Source organism: Thermoplasma acidophilum DSM 1728 (assembly GCF_000195915.1).
In the GTDB taxonomy this organism is placed as follows: domain Archaea; phylum Thermoplasmatota; class Thermoplasmata; order Thermoplasmatales; family Thermoplasmataceae; genus Thermoplasma; species Thermoplasma acidophilum.
In genome coordinates this window covers 665,387-685,565 of record NC_002578.1, presented here as the reverse complement: position 1 = coordinate 685,565, position 20,179 = coordinate 665,387, and the positions used below count along the sequence as shown (strand labels likewise).

General features: G+C 45.4%; 16 protein-coding genes and 1 tRNA gene. 9 read left to right on the top strand and 8 right to left on the bottom strand.

All coding sequences use genetic code 11. From position 1 onward, the window contains the following. Nucleotides 1-114: 114 nt before the first annotated feature. Together TA_RS03355 and TA_RS03350 are read left to right on the top strand one after the other, a co-directional pair. Nucleotides 115-1,323: an argininosuccinate synthase gene (locus tag TA_RS03355; RefSeq protein WP_048161692.1), complete on the top strand. Its 1,209-nt coding sequence runs from the start codon at nucleotides 115-117 to the stop codon at nucleotides 1,321-1,323. Between the two features lie 26 nt (nucleotides 1,324-1,349). Continuing rightward, nucleotides 1,350-2,651 carry a lyase family protein gene (locus tag TA_RS03350; protein ID WP_010901071.1) on the top strand — a complete coding sequence of 434 codons (1,302 nt, stop codon included), beginning with the start codon at nucleotides 1,350-1,352 and terminating at the stop codon, nucleotides 2,649-2,651. On the opposite strand, the gene TA_RS03345 is transcribed toward TA_RS03350, so the two are convergent. The 3 genes from TA_RS03345 to TA_RS03335 all read right to left on the bottom strand — a co-directional run bounded on the left by TA_RS03345 (nucleotide 2,652) and on the right by TA_RS03335 (nucleotide 5,483). Next, nucleotides 2,652-3,500 (bottom strand): SMP-30/gluconolactonase/LRE family protein, encoded by an 849-nt coding sequence (locus TA_RS03345; protein ID WP_010901070.1) that lies wholly within the window; start codon nucleotides 3,498-3,500, stop codon nucleotides 2,652-2,654. 74 nt (nucleotides 3,501-3,574) lie between these two features. After that, nucleotides 3,575-3,817 (bottom strand): MoaD/ThiS family protein, encoded by a 243-nt coding sequence (locus TA_RS03340; RefSeq protein WP_010901069.1) that lies wholly within the window; start codon nucleotides 3,815-3,817, stop codon nucleotides 3,575-3,577. 10 nt (nucleotides 3,818-3,827) lie between these two features. Continuing rightward, nucleotides 3,828-5,483 (bottom strand): DNA alkylation response protein, encoded by a 1,656-nt coding sequence (locus tag TA_RS03335; protein WP_048161690.1) that lies wholly within the window; start codon nucleotides 5,481-5,483, stop codon nucleotides 3,828-3,830. Nucleotides 5,484-5,662: 179 nt separating this feature from the next. On the opposite strand from TA_RS03335, the gene TA_RS03330 reads away from it, so the two are divergent. The 3 genes from TA_RS03330 (at nucleotide 5,663) to TA_RS07865 (ending at nucleotide 9,666) form a co-directional block, all read left to right on the top strand. Beyond that, nucleotides 5,663-7,096: an APC family permease gene (locus TA_RS03330; protein WP_010901067.1), complete on the top strand. Its 1,434-nt coding sequence runs from the start codon at nucleotides 5,663-5,665 to the stop codon at nucleotides 7,094-7,096. A 752-nt stretch (nucleotides 7,097-7,848) separates the two neighbouring features. Beyond that, the gene (locus tag TA_RS03325; RefSeq protein ID WP_010901066.1) at nucleotides 7,849-8,691 is read left to right on the top strand and encodes a DNA adenine methylase; all 843 of its coding nucleotides are present in this window, start codon (nucleotides 7,849-7,851) and stop codon (nucleotides 8,689-8,691) included. A 393-nt stretch (nucleotides 8,692-9,084) separates the two neighbouring features. Beyond that, complete coding sequence (locus TA_RS07865) at nucleotides 9,085-9,666, top strand: rhodanese-like domain-containing protein (protein ID WP_010901065.1); 582 nt, start codon at nucleotides 9,085-9,087, stop codon at nucleotides 9,664-9,666. Nucleotide 9,667: 1 nt separating this feature from the next. On the opposite strand, the gene TA_RS03315 is transcribed toward TA_RS07865, so the two are convergent. The 3 genes from TA_RS03315 to TA_RS03305 form a co-directional block, all read right to left on the bottom strand. After that, nucleotides 9,668-10,405 (bottom strand): ABC transporter permease, encoded by a 738-nt coding sequence (locus TA_RS03315; RefSeq protein ID WP_241761894.1) that lies wholly within the window; start codon nucleotides 10,403-10,405, stop codon nucleotides 9,668-9,670. Next, complete coding sequence (locus TA_RS03310; RefSeq protein ID WP_010901063.1) at nucleotides 10,392-11,309, bottom strand: ABC transporter ATP-binding protein; 918 nt, start codon at nucleotides 11,307-11,309, stop codon at nucleotides 10,392-10,394. The genes TA_RS03315 and TA_RS03310 overlap by 14 nt, the downstream gene beginning before the upstream one ends. Nucleotides 11,310-11,434: 125 nt before the next feature. After that, complete coding sequence (locus TA_RS03305; RefSeq protein WP_010901062.1) at nucleotides 11,435-12,829, bottom strand: hypothetical protein; 1,395 nt, start codon at nucleotides 12,827-12,829, stop codon at nucleotides 11,435-11,437. 267 nt (nucleotides 12,830-13,096) lie between these two features. On the opposite strand from TA_RS03305, the gene pheS reads away from it, so the two are divergent. Further along, nucleotides 13,097-14,578, top strand: coding sequence for a phenylalanine--tRNA ligase subunit alpha (gene pheS / locus TA_RS03300; RefSeq protein ID WP_241761893.1), 1,482 nt, complete (start codon nucleotides 13,097-13,099; stop codon nucleotides 14,576-14,578). A gap of 99 nt (nucleotides 14,579-14,677) precedes the next feature. Beyond that, entirely contained in the window at nucleotides 14,678-15,475 is a 798-nt protein-coding gene (locus tag TA_RS03295; RefSeq protein ID WP_048161688.1) for a hypothetical protein, read from the top strand. A gap of 42 nt (nucleotides 15,476-15,517) precedes the next feature. Here the strand turns inward: TA_RS03295 and TA_RS03290 are convergent. Continuing rightward, a tRNA-Leu gene (locus TA_RS03290) sits at nucleotides 15,518-15,602 on the bottom strand. Nucleotides 15,603-16,107: 505 nt separating this feature from the next. Between TA_RS03290 and TA_RS03280 the strand changes: the two genes are divergently transcribed. Beyond that, the gene (locus TA_RS03280; protein WP_010901060.1) at nucleotides 16,108-17,382 is read left to right on the top strand and encodes a bifunctional folylpolyglutamate synthase/dihydrofolate synthase; all 1,275 of its coding nucleotides are present in this window, start codon (nucleotides 16,108-16,110) and stop codon (nucleotides 17,380-17,382) included. Between the two features lie 105 nt (nucleotides 17,383-17,487). Continuing rightward, complete coding sequence (locus TA_RS03275) at nucleotides 17,488-18,702, top strand: ORC1-type DNA replication protein (protein WP_010901059.1); 1,215 nt, start codon at nucleotides 17,488-17,490, stop codon at nucleotides 18,700-18,702. Nucleotides 18,703-18,734: 32 nt separating this feature from the next. Here TA_RS03275 and TA_RS03270 read toward each other — a convergent pair whose 3' ends face one another. After that, nucleotides 18,735-20,045 carry a Glu/Leu/Phe/Val family dehydrogenase gene (locus tag TA_RS03270; protein ID WP_010901058.1) on the bottom strand — a complete coding sequence of 437 codons (1,311 nt, stop codon included), beginning with the start codon at nucleotides 20,043-20,045 and terminating at the stop codon, nucleotides 18,735-18,737. Between the last annotated feature and the right edge of the window lie 134 nt (nucleotides 20,046-20,179).

Sequence of the window (20,179 nt, the reverse complement as noted above, 5' to 3'; positions counted from 1 at the left end):
AAATATTAATAAGGAATATAAATTATTGCATATTGTCTAGAAAAACAGTATACTTTATGCTAATTTTCACAATATGAAGGAAAAATTGTTTATACATAATATAAATTGTTCGCCATGGACAAGGCGCTTCTTCTGTATTCAGGTGGACTTGATACATCGGTCATGATCAAATGGATCCAGGAAAATCTGTCGATGGATGTTGCTACGCTCACGCTCAACGTGGGCAACAGCGATCTGGTTGCCATAGAGGAAAAGGCAAGGATGCTCGGGGCTGATCCTGTCTTCGTCCACGATGCAAAGGATGAGTTTGCTGAAAAATTCATAGCGAAGTCAATAATGGCAAACGGGAGCTATGAAGGCTACCCGCTTTCAACAGCTCTCGCAAGGCCGCTTATGGCTGAAAAGGCGGTGAAATATGCACAGAAGATCGGTGCAAAATACATCGTTCATGGATCCACGGGAAGGGGCAACGATCAGGTCAGGTTTGAGGTATCCATCAGGGCCCTTGACCCGTCAATGCAGGTTCTTGTACCCGTACGCGAATGGAACATGATGCGAAAGGATGAGGTTGAGTATGCAAAAACGCACGGAATACCGGTAAAGCTCGATGGCAAGTACTCAATAGATGAGAATATATGGGGAAGGTCTGTTGAAGGCCCGGATCTTGAAGATATCGGCAAGGGCGTACCTGAGGATGTCTATGAATGGGTTGTGCCTCCATGGAAGGCTAATGCGGAACATACACTAAAAATTGCATTCGATGGTGGCATACCGAGTGAAATTGATGGTGAAAAAATGAAACTCGCGGATCTCATAGTTTTTCTTAACACCTTGGCAGGATCGAGCGGCATAGGCCTCATCGATCACATGGAGAACAGGGTTGTTGGCCTCAAGAGCCATGAGGTTTACGAATGCCCGGCAGCAACGGTGATCACCCATGCGCACAGGTATCTCGAATCGCTGATACTTAACAGGAACGAGGCCGAGGTCAAGATGAACATGGACTGGCAGTTCGCGAAGTTTGTCTACGGTGGGCTATGGCATGATCCTGTTATGAACGCTGTGAATGCGGCTGAGGCCGAATTCAACAGGGACATCAGCGGCGAGATCAAGATCAGGATGTCCCACGGCATAATGTACATAGAAGGTGCATGGGGGAACAGCTTCCTTTACAGCAAGGATCTGATCAACTACAGTTCAATGGCCTTTGATCAGAGGGCGTCCAAGGGCTTCATAGATATATACGGAAATGCCACGGTGCATTCTCACAACAGGAATCCGAAGATGGTAAAGGAGGTGCAGGGTTCTTCGGTCGAATTCTGATGTGCGGCTATGAAAGGTGAAGGGAATTGAAGCTTTGGTCGGGAGGGATCCAGAGGGATCAGAATGCGGATTCCACCGTGGCATTCGTAAAGCGGGACATTGAGGCTGAAATATACCTGATGAAGTACGAGATCCTATCGTTGATAGCCTATCATCTTGATCTGGCACAGAGGCGACTCATCACGGAGGCGGAATCAAAATGCATCATCAATTCGCTTATATCGCTTCTCCAGGACAGCCCGAAAATAGATCCTGAACAGGAGGATGCCCACACCGCTGTCGAAAACGCAGTCATTGAGAGGTGCGGGGATATGGGCCGCAATGTTCGCCTCTTCCTCTCCAGGAACGAACAGGTTCATGCCAACGTCCTTATGTTCACCATCGAAAGGTGCCACAGCATAATATCGATCCTGCTGGATTCCATCAAGGTACTGAAAGGCGCGGACTTGAAGGGCCTGCTGCCAGGTACAACGCACTTCATGCCTGCCATGCCTGTTACAGCGGCAACGTATTCAAACTACATAGAAAATTCGCTGGCTTTGGCCATCAGATCCATCGACAGATCGCTTGCTGATGCATCGGTCCTTCCGTATGGTTATGGATCTGGATACGGCAGCCCCAATTCTGGAAAATTGAAAGTCATGTCCGAGATGCTTGGGATCGGCCCAGTTTTGAAAAATCCGATGATTGCTTCATCCCTCTACCAGTTCACCATCATGCAGATCTCGAATTCCATCGCCGGCCTATCGATAACACTCTCTAGGATAGCCATGGATCTGATCGAATACTACAGGGATGGCTATGTATCGTTATCGGATGAATTCACCACGGGCAGCTCACTCATGCCAAACAAAAGAAATCCGGATTACCTTGAACTTCTGCAGGGTATGGCAGCTGTGTCCTCCTCGGTCGCGGTTATGTCGGCCATGGCGACGATGAACAAGACTTCTGGCTACCATCGCGACTTCCAGATGCTCAAGGATTCATACATCGACATGCTGAATTACATTGAGGAGGCCCTGTTGCGGCTTCCTGATCTATTTAAAGGCTTGAGATTTGAAATAACCGATCCGATGATGCTGCCGGGTTCAATATTTGCCACGGGCAACGCCTGGGAAGACTTCGCTAACACCCATGACTGGAAGCAGAGCTATGCTAACATCGGAAGAAAGATCAGGGAAAAACAAGATCTGAAACGCTACATGCCGGAGGATTACGTCGATATTGTGGAAATGCACTATCTGGAGGAGATAGAGAAAAAATACGGCGAAATCCTGAAAAAATGGGATTATCTCATTGAAAAAGCGGAGGCGTATATCAGCGAATGATCATGGCACGCTGAACGTGAACGTCTTTGAACCAGCGTAATCGGTATGCACTACGAAGAGGCTTCCCCCCATGTCATCCGGATTTCCGTTGGATGCAGACGAGACATACAGATCGCGCAGGCCGTTGCCCGCAAAGACGCATGACGTTATGTTCTGGGCCGGGAAAATTATCTCATCGATCTTCTTCTGCCTTTCCGGATCATGGATGGTTATCCTGTTGCCACCCCAGTGTGCAACCCACAGATTTCCATCCGCATCTATGGTCATGCCGTCTGGATTCCCAACCTCGTTCCTGAAGTCCACCGCCGTGCCCAGTCGCTCTATGTTCATCTTGCCATCGTATGAGTAAGCGTCCACCCTCCTCTTGGGCGTATCTATGTGGTAGAATACCTTCTTTTTTGTATTCCATGCTATTCCGTTTGATATGGTGAGGTTCTCGAGAATGCGCCTTATAGTCTTTCCCGTGAGCACGTACAGGGAACCTATGGGCCTCTTCTCCTCAAGATCCATCGTTCCTGCCACATAATTTCCGAAGGGATCGGCCTTGCCGTCGTTGAACCTCGTGGACTTCTGATCCTTCTCAACTTCGGTCAGGAGCGTATGCTTTCCAGCGTCATCTATGAGGTACAGGCCATGATCGACCGTTGCGGCCATCAGGTCGCGGTCGGTTGGAACGATGGATGAAATCATCCCTATGGATTGGAACGTCTTCATCTCAGAATTCTCGAGGCTTAGGTAGTGGAATTTCTTTCCTCTTATATCTACCCAGTAGACACGCTTTCTTCTCTCGTCATAGGTCGGGCCTTCACCAAGATCGTCGATCTTCCTGAAAAGAATCTCTGGCTCCATGCATACGTATTCCAGTGTGATATAAATTCATGCGCCTTCCCTCTTCCGGATCATTTGTGCGCACATCCACAGCATCACGGCGTGGATGAACGCGGAAAAACGTATACAATATCGCCATCCATCATCGTGTAGTCATCCGGTACCGGCTTCATGTTTACATACATACCTATCTCTATTGGCCGGACGAATGCACTGAACTGTTCGATCAGCTTTGAGCGAAGTTCCGCAAATGTAATGCCTTCTCCGATGCTAAAGGACGATTCATCAAAGCCTAGGGCAGAAGAAAAATGTGATAGAACCCTGATACGTATCCGCATACCCGGACATTCATTTCATCTCGATGACCTTTTCGCTGCCAGTGGTGTTCATCCAATCTATGACCCTGCGGAAATCGCTGAACTTGATGTCTGTCGCAAGCGAATTGGCGAAATGCCTGTAGTAGTATATGCGGGCAGCCATCTGCATCCCTGGGTTTCCTGTCTTTTCCGATACTGAAAACATGTAGGCCAGTGCAGACAGGTATCCGAACATGTTCAGTATGTCCTTAGCGAAGTATTCCATGTTTTCAGAATTCTTGTATGAAACCATCCTCTCACGCACAGAGTCAAAGGCCGCTTTAAGCATGGCGGCATTTTCCGATGAAAGGTTGTCCATGATGTTCCATACTAGCGCGAGGATCTTTTCGTCTATGCCTCTTTTCTGGACGATCTCCAGGAAATCAAGCGCTTGTATGTTGCTCGTCCCCTCCCAGAGGGATGTGACTATCGAATCCCTATGGAACTTTTCCACCGGGAACTCCTTAAGGAATCCCTTGCCCCCGAAAACCTCCATGGTATACCTGGTCACGTAGTCGCTGGACCATGACGCTATGTTCTTTGCCATGTGGGTAAATGCCCTGGCCATGTGGTACTGGTCATCGTAGGGAGGTTTGAGGTGAGACGCTTTGTTGAACATGTCAGCGGCGATCATCGAAAGCACCGTCGACGCCTCAACCTCCGATTCCATCTCCGCGAGATCCCTCAGCATCAGGGGATGGTCTATGATCGGCTTTCCAAAGGCTGTTCGCTTGTTTGCATAGAAATAAGCCTCCCAGAGTGCTTTTCTAGCTATGCCCATCGCCGCTATCGCATCGTCGATCCTGGAGACCTCAAGAATCTCAAGTGCGATGTATATGCCATTTTTCTCATCTCCAAGCAGATAACCCTCCGAATCCTTGAGCACGACCTCTCCTGTTGGTACCATGATGGTGCCGAGCTTGTCCTTGATCCTCCTTATCTCATAGTTCCTGGTACCATCCGATCTCAGCGTGGGAACGAAGAAAACCGATATTCCCTTTGCACCTGGCCTTGCACCCTCCATCCTTGCCGTGACGATAGCCCCATCCGCAAGGCCAGCGTTGCTGGCGAAATACTTGTTCTCACCGTTGAGTATGTACTTATCACCGGATCTGACTGCTGTTGTCTGGTTGGCACCAAGATCGCTCCCTCCCTGTATCTCTGTGTAATAGGTTGCACCGAGCCAGTGGTCGCTGTTCGCGTAATGATTTAGAAATTGCTGCAGCCTGGCATCGCCATACTTCCTGAGGCCATAGGCTGTCTGCCCAGTTAGCGTCAGAGTGCAGAAGAGGCCCGCATCCGATATAAGATATCCGGAGATGAAATGATACATCAGATCATTTTCGCTGGCTATCTTCGAGACCACACCCATGTCCAGAAGCCTGTCGATCATGTTCTGATGCGTCCTCGATATCCATATTCCGTCCGTGCGATTGTCCAGAATGCCCCACATCTGGAGGACCGGTTCTCCATAATGATCTATGAAGATCGAATCCTCGATCATCTCTTCGCTGACGTACCTTCCCATTTCCTGAAGTTTATCATCAATATCATAGCCGAGATAGTTTAGCACGTCCTGCAGTACGATGTCGTCCGAGAAATAATTCACACCCTTGCTCAGAAATATATTTGAAAAATCAAACTTCATAAGGAAAGATCCTGAAATTGCATATAAATGTTATTCGAAGGCGTGAGGTTTCCTATCGTCTTAACGATGCATAATAATTGATCAATATTTTGTATTCGGATTAAATATAGATATTAGAGGACAAACAATATATTGAATGATTACCAATGGTAATATATAAGTAGCGAAAGATTATATAATTGATAATAATTGACCTGTCTGATGTTATCATGGCAAAGTCCCTCAGAAGGAATGTACTGAACTTCAGGGAAGTTATGTTCCAAGGAATTGCTGCGTCTGCGCCAGCCGGGGCTGCGGTTGCAACCATGACTGGATCTGCGGCATTCGCGCTTGGATCGCTCCCACTTGCCGCCGCCGTTGCTTTCGTGATAGTCTTCCTTAACGCGCTGATCATCAGGAGAATATCCAACCATGTCGCTGGCCCAGGCGGATACTACGATTACATCAAGAGAGGTTTTGGATCAGGAGTCGGGTCCTTCTCTGGCTGGATCTATATACTATACCAAATAGCCGCGCTGGCATTCATTTCTCTCTCGATAGCAGTATTCGTACCAGCGCTGCTCAGCTACATCTATGGCATAACGGTTCCATCTTATCTATGGATACCCCTTCTGATAGCCTCAGCAGGCTTCGGTTATGTGATATCGTTCCTCGGGATCAAGGGCTCGCTGCGATATGTCTCCGTGATGGGATCGCTGGAGATAGCAGTCGTAGTATTCATCGGACTTTTCATCGTATTTAGCCATCCCTCAGCAAATACCGTCAGCGTGTTCACGCTGAAATACGACTCCTATGGAGTCAGTGGCATAGCGCTCGGAGTCCTGTTCATGTATACAGCTTTCTCTGGTTTCGGAGGAATGACACCGCTGGGCGAGGAGGCCAAGAACGCCAAGAAAATGATAGGAAATGCCGTGTTGCTTTCGTCCATAGTGCTAGGAGTCTTCTTCGTATTTGCTGCATATGCCTTCACAATAGGGTGGGGCCCAGCGAACATGGAGTCCTATGCGAACAACCTTGTTCCTGGCATAAAGCTTGCCCAGGTTGATATAGGGATATGGGCTGCAATACTCATAACGGTGTTCTATATCAATAGCATACTTACGGACAACGTTACTTTCAGCAACAGTGTAGCAAGAATAACGCTCTCCATGAGCCGGGATGGAATACTTCCATCTTCGCTTTCAAAGGTGCACGATACTAGGAGGACGCCTCATCTGGCGGGCCTCGTCATGGTGTCGGCTGCGGTCGTCATGGGTTTTCTCAGCGTTGAATTCCTCGGTCCGTTCGGCGGATTCCTATTCACAGGTGTTCTCTCAACGCTTGCTGCCCTTCTTGTCCATATGATAGCGAATCTATCGCTGCCTGCTATACTTAAAAAGAGCGATCAGCGGATAGGCGTATCGAACATAGCCCTGCCAGTGCTGGTAACGGGAATACTCGCCTACGTCTTTTACGGAACATTCATATCCATCTCGCTTCCAGTCATAACAGCGTCCGCTTCGTTTGGAGCCTGGGTGATATTCTCAATAATCTATTCATACCTGAAGGGGAGATCCGCCAAAATCACATGGTCAGAAGCGAACGAAGATAGAATGGAGGTCCCAGATGACTGAACCTCCTCATATTTTGTGAGCTACTCCTCAGCTGAAGCTTTGGATCTTCTTCCTGATTCAACAACACGCGACTAATACCATAATGGTTCGGGTATCCTGTTGGCGGTATCTCCATAGGCGTCAATTCGGACCGCACCGCCTCTACTGTTCGATGCCTGCATAGGCATTATAAATTTTTCTATTGGGAGACATTGTCAAAAATTAGTTGATTTTTATCTTTGTTGGAATAGCTCTTAGATCTTTTAATTGTTGATAAATACCATAGTTTTCCCCCTTTAAGAAGAGTTTTGATTAGAAAGGTAACCGGCACTGGTATATCCTATCAACTAAAAATTGACAATATCTATTGGGGGAAGTCCGTGTATTTCCTCCCTAAAGATCGGAGTTTTACTGCTTCCCCCAAACCTCTAACTTTCTTATAATGGATTGTTAGATTTCTGCATCTTTTAGCAAACGACGTTTCTCATAGTATCCCTTGGCTCCCCTTCATACTTAAACTTGATACTACCATGGCGTTGTACACAGTTACCTTCTATCTAAGTGCAGTATCGTAGTTACTGTTATCTGCGTTTCGGATCTTTTCACAGAACCGGATCTCCTGAAGAATGTGGGATTTCTGATCTATCTCCAACCTCAGAGAATATAATAGAGAATATATTAGACAGATAACTGAACCAAGTACAACAGTGCACCGGGTTTCTCTCTTAAAAGTCTATATAATAAATTGATATCTTTCGAATTGGATAAACAACATGGAACAGTCATTAGCCGAGTATTATAGACCAATTTTGAAGTGGGCTGGCGGAAAGAGGCAGTTGCTCCCAATTCTTCTTAAATATTCTCCAGCCAAATTCAACACATATTATGAGCCATTTATAGGAGGTGCTGCTCTGTTGATATCACTTTATTCACTGAACAAAATCAAAAGTGCTGTGGTTTCAGACACGAACAAAGATCTATATAACCTATACAAAACTATGAAGGAAAATCCATTAAAATTGATTGCCGCGCTTAAGGATCTAAAATTCAAAAATAATAGGGAAGACTATTATGAAGCAAGATCATTATTCAACTCAACCGAAGATCCAGTGAAAAGGTCTGCCCTTCTCATTTACCTCAACCGTCACGGTTATAACGGGCTTTATAGGGTCAACTCAGAAAATAAATTCAATGTTCCATTTGGCAGATACTCGAATCCAAGAATGCCATCTTCAGAGAATATAATGGCGTTTTCCAATATTCTAAAGTCATGCACCATATTGAATTTAGATTTTGAAATGGCAGTTTCACATGCAACTAGGGGTGATTTTGTGTATTTCGATCCACCGTATATGCCATTGAATAGGACCTCATACTTCACAGAGTACACAAATTCAGGATTCGATGAAAAGGATCAAGAGAGGCTCTTCAGGGTATATTATGAGCTCTCCAAAAGAGGCGTTTATGTGATGGAATCCAACTCAAGCACAGAATTCATTAAAGAACTATACAAAGATTTCTGCATTATCGAGGTCGATGCAAAAAGAAACATAAATTCAATAGGTAATAGGAGGAATGGAATAAAGGAACTGATTATAACGAATTATGATGTTTGATGATCGCGAAAACTCCGGTCCAAGAATATGAGAAGATTGAAATCAATGGAGGATGATATTTTACAATAGAATGCCTGCATCCATGAAAGGTTGGTCTTCATACAATACTGATCATTCGATAGCAGAAATTATGCGGATTCTGGATCAACTATCCTATTGCGGAGAATTTGAATGAAGATGATTCTGTTACAGTCTCAATAGCTGTGTTATTCATAAATACAATAATATGATCCAATTAATACGTTTCCTCGGCTATAGAATACTGTATGCGAAGATGAAACTAACAGATCATTCGCCTTGATTTTATCTTAAGCGTTTACAATTCATTTATATTTCAAAAGGTAGTTCACATTCGTGAAGCTGGCTAAAGGTAACGAATATCGAGAAGAAATAATGGAGATCCTTTCAGGCAGATCGTCCATAATCATAGATACGGATCCGATCAATGTCTACAATCAAGCCCATCCGCCTTTTTCGTTTCCCATACCAGCGAAGGACGTAATGTCCGTTGCATCAAGACCAGATTTGAGAAATGAAAACCTGATGGTCTTTTCATCCATCGAAGGAGATCTGGCTCTTCTAAAAAGCATGAATCTGCCTGCAAACGTAAAAATAGTGTACGATAACACGGACGGATCATGGGTCAGATATTACCCCTATGCATTTTACAGATCGATAAACGCCGAAGAACTATATGCCAAGATTGACGATTTCGTTGTATTGGATATACGAGAAGAGTTTGAACTCTTTTCCGGATTCATAGAAGGATCTGTGAATATACCATTTTCCAGTATAATGCAGGAACCGGTGGAACTTGACAAGAATAGAAAATACGCCGTTGTATGCGCTCACGGAAACAGGAGCCGTGTCGCTGTGGAGCTTCTCAGTTCCAAGGGAATCGAGGTCTATGACGTTCCAGGTGGCATGCAGAAATGGCTTGAGACAGGCCTCCCGGTTTCATATGAAGAAGATTAAGTCATATCTCGCGCCATCTGGCCTTTTTCAAGGCAATTATGAAAAATACCACATTGATCATTATGAGTATTACCCAGTCAACAATGAACGATGCTCCAGAAAGGTGCACAAACCCAATGGCACTCTGTACAAGCTCAGCACCATAGGTTGTTGGTGATGCATAGGCAGCATATCTGAATGGCATTGGAATATATGTTATCGGATAATAAACCGGTGGTATTGTCGATATAAGCGTCGAGATTATGCCTGAGAATGCCCAGCTCTGTATGATGTCATACGTTATTGTTGCGAGGGTAAAACCAAGCAGTATTGAGAATGAAAACATCAGTACCATTACCGCGACTATCTGAAATACGCCTACAACCGTTGTGTGTATATATATTGACGCGTGGACTCCGAGAACAGCTAGGGCAGGTATCGAATACACTATTTCTGATATGGCCATGCCGATGAGGTACACTGAGGCTGTTGTCGGAGAGCTCACCACCATATCCTGAAGCTTGAAGTCATTCTTCAGATGCGACAGATCCCCCTGGAGGCCTATGCCACTGGATATCATGGACATTATGAGTGCTCCGCCCACTGAAACCGAGAGAAGCCTGCCGTGGCTGGCCAGCGTAATTACAAGAAGGAAGGAAAGCGGCGATAGGAGCGTGTTGACCAGTGTTATGGGAAAATTCTTCATCGCGTATATCGCATTGACCAGTATGGATGCAGCCATCTGGCTAGTCCTGTACACTTTCCCCACCAGCTATTTCCTTCTTAGCTATGCTATAGTATATATCCTCAAGGGATACGGGATTTATTGAAAACCTGATGTTCCTATTTATCAGATCCCTCGCTATGACGTATGCCTCATTTTCATCGACGAAAATCCTGCTTCCCACCTTTATAACTGAACCATTATTTTCAATCTCGATGTTTCCGTTCTCTTTATCTACGAGGCTTATGCTGTACTTCTTCGGTACCATGGATCTTAGGTCGGACATGGTTCCTATGGCCTTCATTTCGCCCTGATCGAGTATGCCTATGCGATCCGATAATCTCTCGGCCTCTTCAAGATAGTGCGTAGTCAGGAATATGAACTTCTCCTTCTTCAGATCCGATAGAATATCCCACAGTTCTGATCTAGATATGGGATCAAGCCCTGTCGTTGGCTCATCCATGAACAGTATATCGGCATCCGATGCCACCAGCGCTGCGACCAGAACCTTCCTCTTCTGCCCGCCTGATAGCATCCTGTTCATTCTATCAGCAACGGAAGCTAATCCCAGATCCGCAAGCACCTCTTTTGCCCTGGCCTTCGCCTCGGAATACCTTATGCCCCTGTATAGAAGAAAGGTGGTGACCGTCTGCATCGGAGTCAGCCATGATATGGCTCTAGCCTCCTGTGGGATTATGGCTATCCTCCTTCGAATGCTATCAGGTTCTCTTATTATATCGATGTCGTCGATGAAAACCTTACCGGAGGTTGGCATGAGCTCGGTTGCAAGTATGCGCACAAGTGTGGTCTTGCCAGCACCATTTCTTCCTATCAGCGAGAAGACGCCATGCATCGGTATCTCGAAGGAAACGCTTCTAAGAGCGGTCTGCCCCTTCGCATAGGTCTTAGACACATCAATGCATTCAAAATATGAGGCCATAAAATCAGATACTTTATTCGTAAACTTAATTGCAAATTTATTCATAACTTTTTTTCTGAGGTTCAATCCAAAAATATAGAAAAATGAAAAGATAATTTTTCAAGTGATTCTTTTTATGAATATGCCTATCCCGTATGTCCTGAAATGCTAACTGTCTTCTTGTTCTCGCTTCCAATCATGAAGAAAGAGACTGAAGAGATTGCTACAGAAATAACTATGAGTGCCAGACCTATGGCTTCCAGTACCCAGTGGAGATTGATCACGTAGTAGATGAGACCAAAGCCGCCTATTACGGATCCGAAGAAGGTGAGATACGCCGAGATCAGCTTTATCCTGGCCGTAGGTGCGTATCTGTATACCAGTATTAGCGATCCAGCAATCAACGGCATCATGAAGAACGCATAGAGCAGGTGGCCATTCGTGTATGCCATATCGTAAAGATAGCCAGGCCCTCCGTTTGGTGGTACACCGGGTGTTGCAAAGCCGAAAAACGCCTCATTGAACTCTATGGCATAACCAACGCCCACCATAACCGCCATGGTTGCAAGCCAGACAAACAACTCTGCGAGTACAACGAGCCTGCTTTCACCATTCTTCTCTGATTTTGCCGCATAATAAAGACCAACGATGGATATCAGCGCACCCCATCCAACGATGCCCGTAAGGGTATCATCGTCTGCAAGACCGTCCATGCCTCCCGGACCGAATGCAAACAGCGTCGGAATGACATATGTGCCAAATGACGAAATTATATAAACATAGGTCATCGCAATGACACCTATGAGGCTTACAACCATTCCGGCATTTACGATGGTTCTCTTTGTGAAATCTAGCCTCTCATATCCAAATGAAATGGCGGCGACAGCCACTATGCCGCCCATAACAGCTGGCAGCATTTCATGAGAATGCGACGTTACAAGATTTCCAAGGAACGTCTGCAATCCTCCCCATGAATTGACCAGCGAATTGAAAAATGGAATGGATGAATATCCAAAGAGGTTTCCGTACTCATACACCATGCCCATAACGGCTGCTATCCCTGCTGATACTGTCGCTGCAAGTATAAGGAAATATGAGCCCCATATACTGTTAAACCTCTTCCTGTTCCTGAATGGGAACATGAGAACTCCGATGAGGAAAAGAACCGCGATAACTACCATCCAGATATCCCTGAGAGCCTGCAGCACGTAATCTGCATACTGAGTTGAAGCCGGATAGAAGAACGCCATTCCGAGTGCTGTCAATACAAGGATCGGTATGGTGCTCATGTTGATGGGCTTCTTTATAATGGCCGGCATATCAAGAAGTTCTGAAGTGTAAAGAATAAGGAGAAAAGCAAACGGTATCATCACTGTGTGGTAGAAATTCACCATGTCGAGTGTGAAATCTCCCAGCCTAAACCAGTTAACTCCCGGCAACAGTGGGCTTATTATAAGAAAGAAGGCTATGAAAGTTAACGTTATTCCTATGTTCAATCTCAGATTGTTCAAGTATGATAATATGCCTTTTTCGGATTTCATGTTTTTCACAATATAGATATCATTTATAAATATAAAAAATTTATGCTTATATGAATTATTTTAAGAAATAATGAGGCATAAATTGACTGATTTCGTTTTATTATTCTTATTTCACATCATAGATCCAGAAATTCTCGTCGAAGATTCCATAATAAGAACTTGTCACCATGCATCCAGTCTTCCTGCGAGCAATATCAAGAAGGATGGTATAACCGATCCGGATCGATGATGAAATAGTATATAGAACATATGCACATACCCATACCAATGGTTCAGATCAGCGAAGCGGAGTATCGCGTTCTAAGGGCTATCCAATCAAGAGGCGCAACGGCTATTGAATCAGAATTGTCAGTAGAAGGCCTTTCGGATCGAGAGATAGCAAGTGCCATTTCCTGGCTGGAGGTCAAGGGTCTATTGGATGTGGAACGCAGGGAGATAAAAACCTACGCACTTTCATCTGAGGGGAAGAGATACCTCAGAGAGGGCCTTCCAGAACTTGTACTCTACAGGAAGCTAAAGGAAAGAGGGGAGATGACGATGGATGAGATCAGGGATCTCATGCCAGACACCTACAGGATAGCGCTGGCCCAGCTCGCAAAATTCGGCATAACACCGAAGGAAGGTAAGCTTATCTACAGGAATTCAGGGATAGAAGCCGCAATAGAGGAAAGGCAGAGATTTCTGCAATCCATGGACCCGAAGAATACCGCCATGATAGATCATTTTAGGCATCGATCGGGTGTCATAGATGAAAAGATCCGGACTGAACGTATTGTCAGGTTAAATGATTCGGCATATGAGGCCATAGCTGAATTCGGCGGCGAAGGCCTGATCGGATCGCTGGATCCATCCATTATAGCATCTGGGGAATGGAAGACGAAGAATTTCAGGAAGTATGACCTGAATTCTCCTTCCTCGGTTATACGGTCATCACTCAAGCATCCCATGACTTATCTGATCGAAGAGATAAGAGAGATCTTTTTGAATATGGGTTTCACGGAGATGGGCGGCCATTACATAGAATCGACTCTCTGGGACATGGATTCGCTCTTCATTCCGCAGGATCATCCTGCCAGAGATATGCAGGACACTTTTTATGTGGAAGCGGACAGCTTCGATATCGATCATCCCGAAATATCAAAGAAAATAAGAAAGATACATGAAAAGGGCTTTGATGGATACTCAGGCTGGGGATACAGATGGTCAGATGCAGAAGCTAGAAAGCTTGTGCTGAGGACACATACAACGGTTAGCACAGCAAGGTATCTCTATGAAAACAATGAACCTCCACAGGCAATATTCTCCGTGGAAAAGGTGTTCAGGCACGAGAGTGTTGACTGGAAGCATCTCGCAGAATTTTACCAGATAGAGGGCGCAGTTTACAGCAAAGATGTCAGTGTATCCACTCTGAAGTGGATACTGAGAGATTTTTACGCCAAGCTCGGGTTCAATGACATAAAGCTCATTCCATCTTACTACCCATATACTGAGCCGAGTCTCGATGTTGTTGTGCGCGTGAATGGAAAAGAGGTGGAACTCGGCGGATCGGGTCTCTTCAGACCAGAGGTTCTGAAGATCCTCGGCCTGAAAGCTCCCGTTATGGCATGGGGGATGGGGCTTGAACGCCTAGCCATGATGTATTACGGCCTAACGGACGTAAGGGATCTCTACAACACCGATTTCGAATTCCTGTCGTCGTTCCGATTCAATATATCCAGAAATGGCAGGAACAATTATGGCAAGGCATGATCATATACTTCAACACCGTCAATTGAAGGTGAAATTTTTCAATTATTTGCAAAGTGAAAAATTTTATAAATAGAAAAATGATAATTTTTAAAATACATCATGATAAAAATTTCAATCATCTTTCTGCCGGCATACGTTGTCTCCACCATTATTTTTTCATTTCTACTTTACTTCATGATGTTCAAAAATCCATTCAGAATTTCGTTCAGGATCGAACGAATTCCCAGAATAAGGTATCAGAGCAATCTCAGCTCTGAGATTGAAAGGTCAAAAGGGAAGCCTTTTTTTGAGTTACTGGAATACAAGATCTTTGCCCCTGGCCTCTATTCAAGGTTCCTCCGTTCAGGGCTAGATTATCGTATCATAAAATTCTGGAAGCGTGCCACCTATGTGGACTACGCAAGGCACCGCCTAATCAATTATTATGACCTATTTGTGATATTCTACTCCGTATCCATGTGGTTTTTAGTATTCCTCCTACTCGTACCATATGGGAAGTTAGGCGATGTTCTTCCAAAATGGGATCAGACGATAAATTATGTGCTGCTCATAGCACTGACGATAAGCCTTCTGGAATCATCTATACTCTATATATCGCTGATATACTCAGGCATATCATCGTTTATCATAACAGCATCTGCGTCTGTGACCGTCGTCAATGTGATAACGCTATTGCCAGCTCTCAGATGGATGGATTCGCTTCCTCTCGTAATCAGAGTAATGTACCAGATAATAATAAGCGTTATAGCGGTAGCAATATCTTTTCTCGTTTATAATATAAGAGAGATGAACTTCAGATACTACCTCTTTTCATACCTTTCAACCATATCATACTCTTCCTTTGCGATTGTCCTTCTTTATTCCATAACAACCAAGGTAATGTCGGTAATCCGATGATCTTTGGCGATATCAAAACTGTCACAATTTTAAAAATGCCAGTGCGGAGGGAGGGATTTGAACCCTCGAACCCCTTCGGGAATGGACCCTGAATCCATCGCCTTTGGCCAGTCTCGACAACCTCCGCGCATCAGAGATTTTCATGCAGGCGTCATTTAATCCAAATCGCTAAATGCTCCATCCTCATTGATGCGTTTCTAGATGTGAAGCGGCAAGCCTGCGCTTACAGAAAATAGTGAGGTTAGTTATGTAGTTTTCGTTTAATGCCGAATCCGCGACACTTGATTGCAAATTGTCCTATTATCCAATATGATCTACTCCTCAGCTGAAGCATCGAAGCTTCCTTATTCATAGACCAGTCCTCGCCCATATGGGCATATACCGCTGATGTTCTATGCGGATCTCCACAGGCGTTAGTTCGGATCGCACCAGCCCCCTTCTGCTCTAGTATAAGTAAAATGACCACGAACTTCTTTATCAGGAAATCCGTATATATCATGCCTGAATGTCGGAGTTTTACTGCGCTCCCAGGCCTAGAAGATCTCTATGAACCAAAAATCCCTCGCGCGAAAAAAGCAGTGGTATCTATGAAATGCATGATAATATAATATATCGGCTTATGATTTCAATTCGTGCTCTCAAATCTTGATTATCTTTATGGATTGAAGAGGGAAGGCATTAAATTTGACCTCGATGTGATGAGAGGTTTTGCTGACATGATCGGGCATCCTGAGAACAGGTTCAAAAGTTTCCATATAACAGGTTCAAATGGAAAAGGATCTACATCGGAATTCATATACTCAATATTAAGGCAAAAATTCAGCGCAGGGATCTATACATCTCCACACCTGATAAAATTCAACGAACGCATAATGGTAAACGACAGTATGATACCTGATGATTACATAGATTCCTTCATAGGAAAATACCGGCCAATGATAGAGGATCTTGCCAAGATCAACAGAAACCCAACATTTTTTGAAGTCACGACCATGATGGCCTTTCAGTACTTCGCCGATATGAAGGTTGACTATGCCTCAGTGGAGGTTGGGCTCGGCGGAAGGCTTGACGCCACCAACATAATTATGCCTCTAGTGAGCGTGATAACGCAGGTGGGCTACGAACACGCAGACAAGCTTGGCTGCTCGCTTACCTCTATTGCATACGAAAAAGGCGGCATAATAAAGGAGGGAAGGCCAATAGTGCTTCAGGATCAGAAGCCTGAAGTTGTGAAGACGATAAAGAGCATATCTCAGGTGCGCGGATCGCCACTGATCATGCTCGATCCCCAAAAAATACGGGGCCTGAATCTATCCGAAGCTGGCACATCGTTCGATTTCGAAGGCATGAACGGGACATATCACCTTGAAACCGACCTGATAGGTGAATACCAGGCTCTGAATGCAGCGACCGCCGTGCTTGCCATAGAAGCCTCTGGAATAGGCCTAGAAAAAAATGACATTGAGAGGGGGATAAAAAGCGCAAGGTGGCCTGGCCGCCTTGAAATAATAAGCAGAGATCCGCTGATAATCATAGATGCGGCACACAATCCACCTGCCGTGAACAAGATGGCCAATACATTCCGCAAGGTATTCACCAAGAAGCCCCTCATAGTTGCCGGTATACTATCAGATAAGGATTCATATGCATACTTCCACGTCATACGCCAGATCTCAGACAGGATAATATTCACAACCCCGGAGGAGAAGGAAAGGGCGGTAGATCCAAAGAAACTCTACGATCTTTACGGCCATCTATTTTCAGAGGCCAGAGTGATCCCTGATCCAATAGATGCCGTGAACGAGGCCGCAAAAAGATCCGACTTCGTCCTGGTCACTGGATCGATATACCTCATAGGTGCCGTGAAGGAGTACTACGAAAAGAAGAGAGAAAAGGTGGTTGCCTGAATCTCTGCCGGCATTTGATCATTTAAGGATTAAATATTATAAACACGCATTTTACGCTTCTCGTAGCAAAAACATTTTGTACTGAGTGTCGTTATTCATGTCTCTATGGATAATCCGTTTGCTCGCTTCGCTGGAACCCGCACAATTCAGGCTAATCTTTCATTGCTGGAGGAAAACTACGTACCGGATTCTTTCCCACATAGGGAAAACCAGATAAATGAAATGGTAACGATACTGAGCAGCATAATGAGGGGTTCCAGGCCATCTAACATAATTGTTTATGGAAAAACGGGCACTGGGAAGACCTCGACGACGAAGTATGTGACGAAGATGCTCGTGGAAGCAGCTAGCAACGTTTCCGTAGTTTATGTGAACTGTGAAATCTATGATTCGCCCTATTCTATTCTAGTGGCAATAGCCAACTCTGCTGGTGAGGAAAAGATACCAGAGCTGGGTTGGCCAATAGACAGGATCTACAGGGAAACGGTCGAAAGAGTCGAGAAAACGGGGAAGTTCTTCATAATAATACTGGACGAGATGGATCGTCTGATCAAGAAAAATGGCGGAGATTCGCTCTACGTCCTGCTGAAGCTCATGACCGATGTGGACTCGGTCAGGGTCTCCATGATCGGAATTACCAACGATACCACAGTCTTGGAGAATATTGATGCAAGGATAAAGAGCAGGCTGAACCAGGAAAGTATAGTTTTTCCGCCTTACAACGCCAGCGAGATAAGGGACATAATATCATCAAGGCTTGATAAGGTTCTTGGGCCAGGTGTGGTGGATGACACCGCTATAAATCTGTGCGCTGCAATCGGTGCACAGGAGCATGGTGATGCCAGGAAGGCCATAGATCTCATGAGGATAGCCATCGAGATCGCCATACGGGAGAACAGAAACAAGATAACTGAGAACGAGATCTATGAAGCAAGGGAGAGATATGAGATGAACGTTCTCCGCGAGGCCATAAGTACGCTTCCACTTCACTCAAAGATCGTACTGCTGAGCGCTGTCGTCACCCAGGAGATCGAGCCAAATTCAGTTATAACCGGAGAAATATATGAGAATTACAGGAGAATATGCGATGATCTGGGCTTCAGCCCTCTAAGCCCGAGGAGAATCAGCGATCTTCTAACAGAGCTAGCCGATTACGGGCTTTTGGTCATGGACGACAGAAATATGGGAAAATATGGTAGAACCAGGAGCTTTTCGGTTGTCCATCAGGCTGAAACAATCAAGAAATACCTTCTAGAAGACGAGAACCTATCAATGTTCAAATCTTCAAAAATGCCAAAACAGACCAGATTCGATACCTAAAATTTTGCTTGTTAAAAATGAAGAGGCGGGGTTCAGTACCAACCCCTTACCTTCATAGCATCTGCGACCTTTTTCACCGCAATGACATAAGCTGCAGTCCTGGGATCTACATGGTACTTGTCCATAGTCTCAAGGACCTGCCTTGCGGCCTTCGTGATCTTGACATCGAGCTTGTTCGTCACTTCCTCGGTGCTCCAGTACTCGCCGTAGTTGTTCTGGACCCACTCGAAGTAGGACACTATGACACCACCGGAGTTGGACAGCACGTCAGGAAGCACGAGCTTGCCCTTCTTGTACAGTATCTCATCGGCCTCTGGCGTTGTCGGGCCGTTGGCAAGTTCAAGTATGATCTTTGCCTTGATCTTATCCGCATTCCTTGCAGTTATCTGCTCCTCTATTGCTGCCGGTATGAGGACGTCTACATCGGATTCAAGCAGTTCCTCGTTCGTTATGGGCTTCGAACCTGGGAATCCAACGACACTGCCTATCTTCTTGCTCCAGGCCAGCAGATCATCGAATTTGAAGCCATTCTCGCTGTATATGCCTCCCTTTATATCCGAAACTGCGACAACCTTTGCTCCGAACATCTCCTCAACGAATTTGACTGCGAATTGACCTACGTTTCCGAATCCCTGCACAGCCACGCGCGCTTTGGAAAGATCTAGACCGATCTTCTTTGCACCTTCGCGGAGTACGAACATGCCTCCCTTACCGGTTGAATCGAACCTTCCAAGTGATCCTCCAACCTCGAGGGGCTTTCCGGTTATGACGTTCGGTGCATTGTGCCTGACTATGTTCTCGTATTCGTCCAGCATCCATGCCATTATCTGTGGGTTCGTGTTTACATCAGGTGCAGGTACATCCACATCAGGGCCGATGAAGTCAGCTATAGCCCTTATGTATGCCCTGCTGAGCCTCTCAAGCTCGCCCTGGCTCATCGTTGATGGGTCGCATATGATACCACCCTTCGCTCCACCATAGGGTATGTCTGCTATGGCGCATTTCCAAGTCATCCACATAGACAGAGCCTTAACCGTAGAAAGGGTCTCCTGCGGGTGGAACCTTATGCCTCCCTTCGCCGGGCCCCTGGCTATATTGTGCCTGACCCTGAAACCGGTGAATACCTTCACCTTGCCGTCATCCATCTTGACGGGCAAGCTCACCTGCAGGATCTTCTGCGGCGAGCTCAGTATCTCCAGGGCCTGCTCATCTAGATTCAAAACCTTTGCAGCCTTCCTCAGCTGTTTTAGCGCGATCTCAAACGGATCCTCTTCCACTTCGTTGTTTGCCTGCGAAGGCTTTGCTTCCTTCGCGATCTCAAGTGGATCAGCTTTTCCTGACATTCAAGTCACCATGTCCATAAGGACAGACCATAATTACGATTATATAATTTAATTTTATCTGAATGTATCTATCACACAATGCGAAATATTTACGGTATATTGAATGTCACGGATCTCCATTTTTTTAATATATT

What these genes read in the sequence shown, in the direction of transcription:
- TA_RS03355 (WP_048161692.1), top strand. Translation starts at nt 115, where the DNA reads ATGGACAAGGCGCTTCTTCTGTATTCAGGTGGACTTGATACATCGGTC.
- TA_RS03345 (WP_010901070.1), bottom strand. Translation starts at nt 3,500, where the DNA reads ATGGAGCCAGAGATTCTTTTCAGGAAGATCGACGATCTTGGTGAAGGC.
- TA_RS03340 (WP_010901069.1), bottom strand. Translation starts at nt 3,817, where the DNA reads ATGCGGATACGTATCAGGGTTCTATCACATTTTTCTTCTGCCCTAGGC.
- TA_RS03335 (WP_048161690.1), bottom strand. Translation starts at nt 5,483, where the DNA reads ATGAAGTTTGATTTTTCAAATATATTTCTGAGCAAGGGTGTGAATTAT.
- TA_RS03325 (WP_010901066.1), top strand. Translation starts at nt 7,849, where the DNA reads ATGGAACAGTCATTAGCCGAGTATTATAGACCAATTTTGAAGTGGGCT.
- TA_RS07865 (WP_010901065.1), top strand. Translation starts at nt 9,085, where the DNA reads ATGGAGATCCTTTCAGGCAGATCGTCCATAATCATAGATACGGATCCG.
- TA_RS03310 (WP_010901063.1), bottom strand. Translation starts at nt 11,309, where the DNA reads ATGGCCTCATATTTTGAATGCATTGATGTGTCTAAGACCTATGCGAAG.
- TA_RS03305 (WP_010901062.1), bottom strand. Translation starts at nt 12,829, where the DNA reads ATGAAATCCGAAAAAGGCATATTATCATACTTGAACAATCTGAGATTG.
- pheS (WP_241761893.1), top strand. Translation starts at nt 13,097, where the DNA reads ATGGTTCAGATCAGCGAAGCGGAGTATCGCGTTCTAAGGGCTATCCAA.
- TA_RS03295 (WP_048161688.1), top strand. Translation starts at nt 14,678, where the DNA reads ATGATAAAAATTTCAATCATCTTTCTGCCGGCATACGTTGTCTCCACC.
- TA_RS03275 (WP_010901059.1), top strand. Translation starts at nt 17,488, where the DNA reads ATGGATAATCCGTTTGCTCGCTTCGCTGGAACCCGCACAATTCAGGCT.
- TA_RS03270 (WP_010901058.1), bottom strand. Translation starts at nt 20,045, where the DNA reads ATGTCAGGAAAAGCTGATCCACTTGAGATCGCGAAGGAAGCAAAGCCT.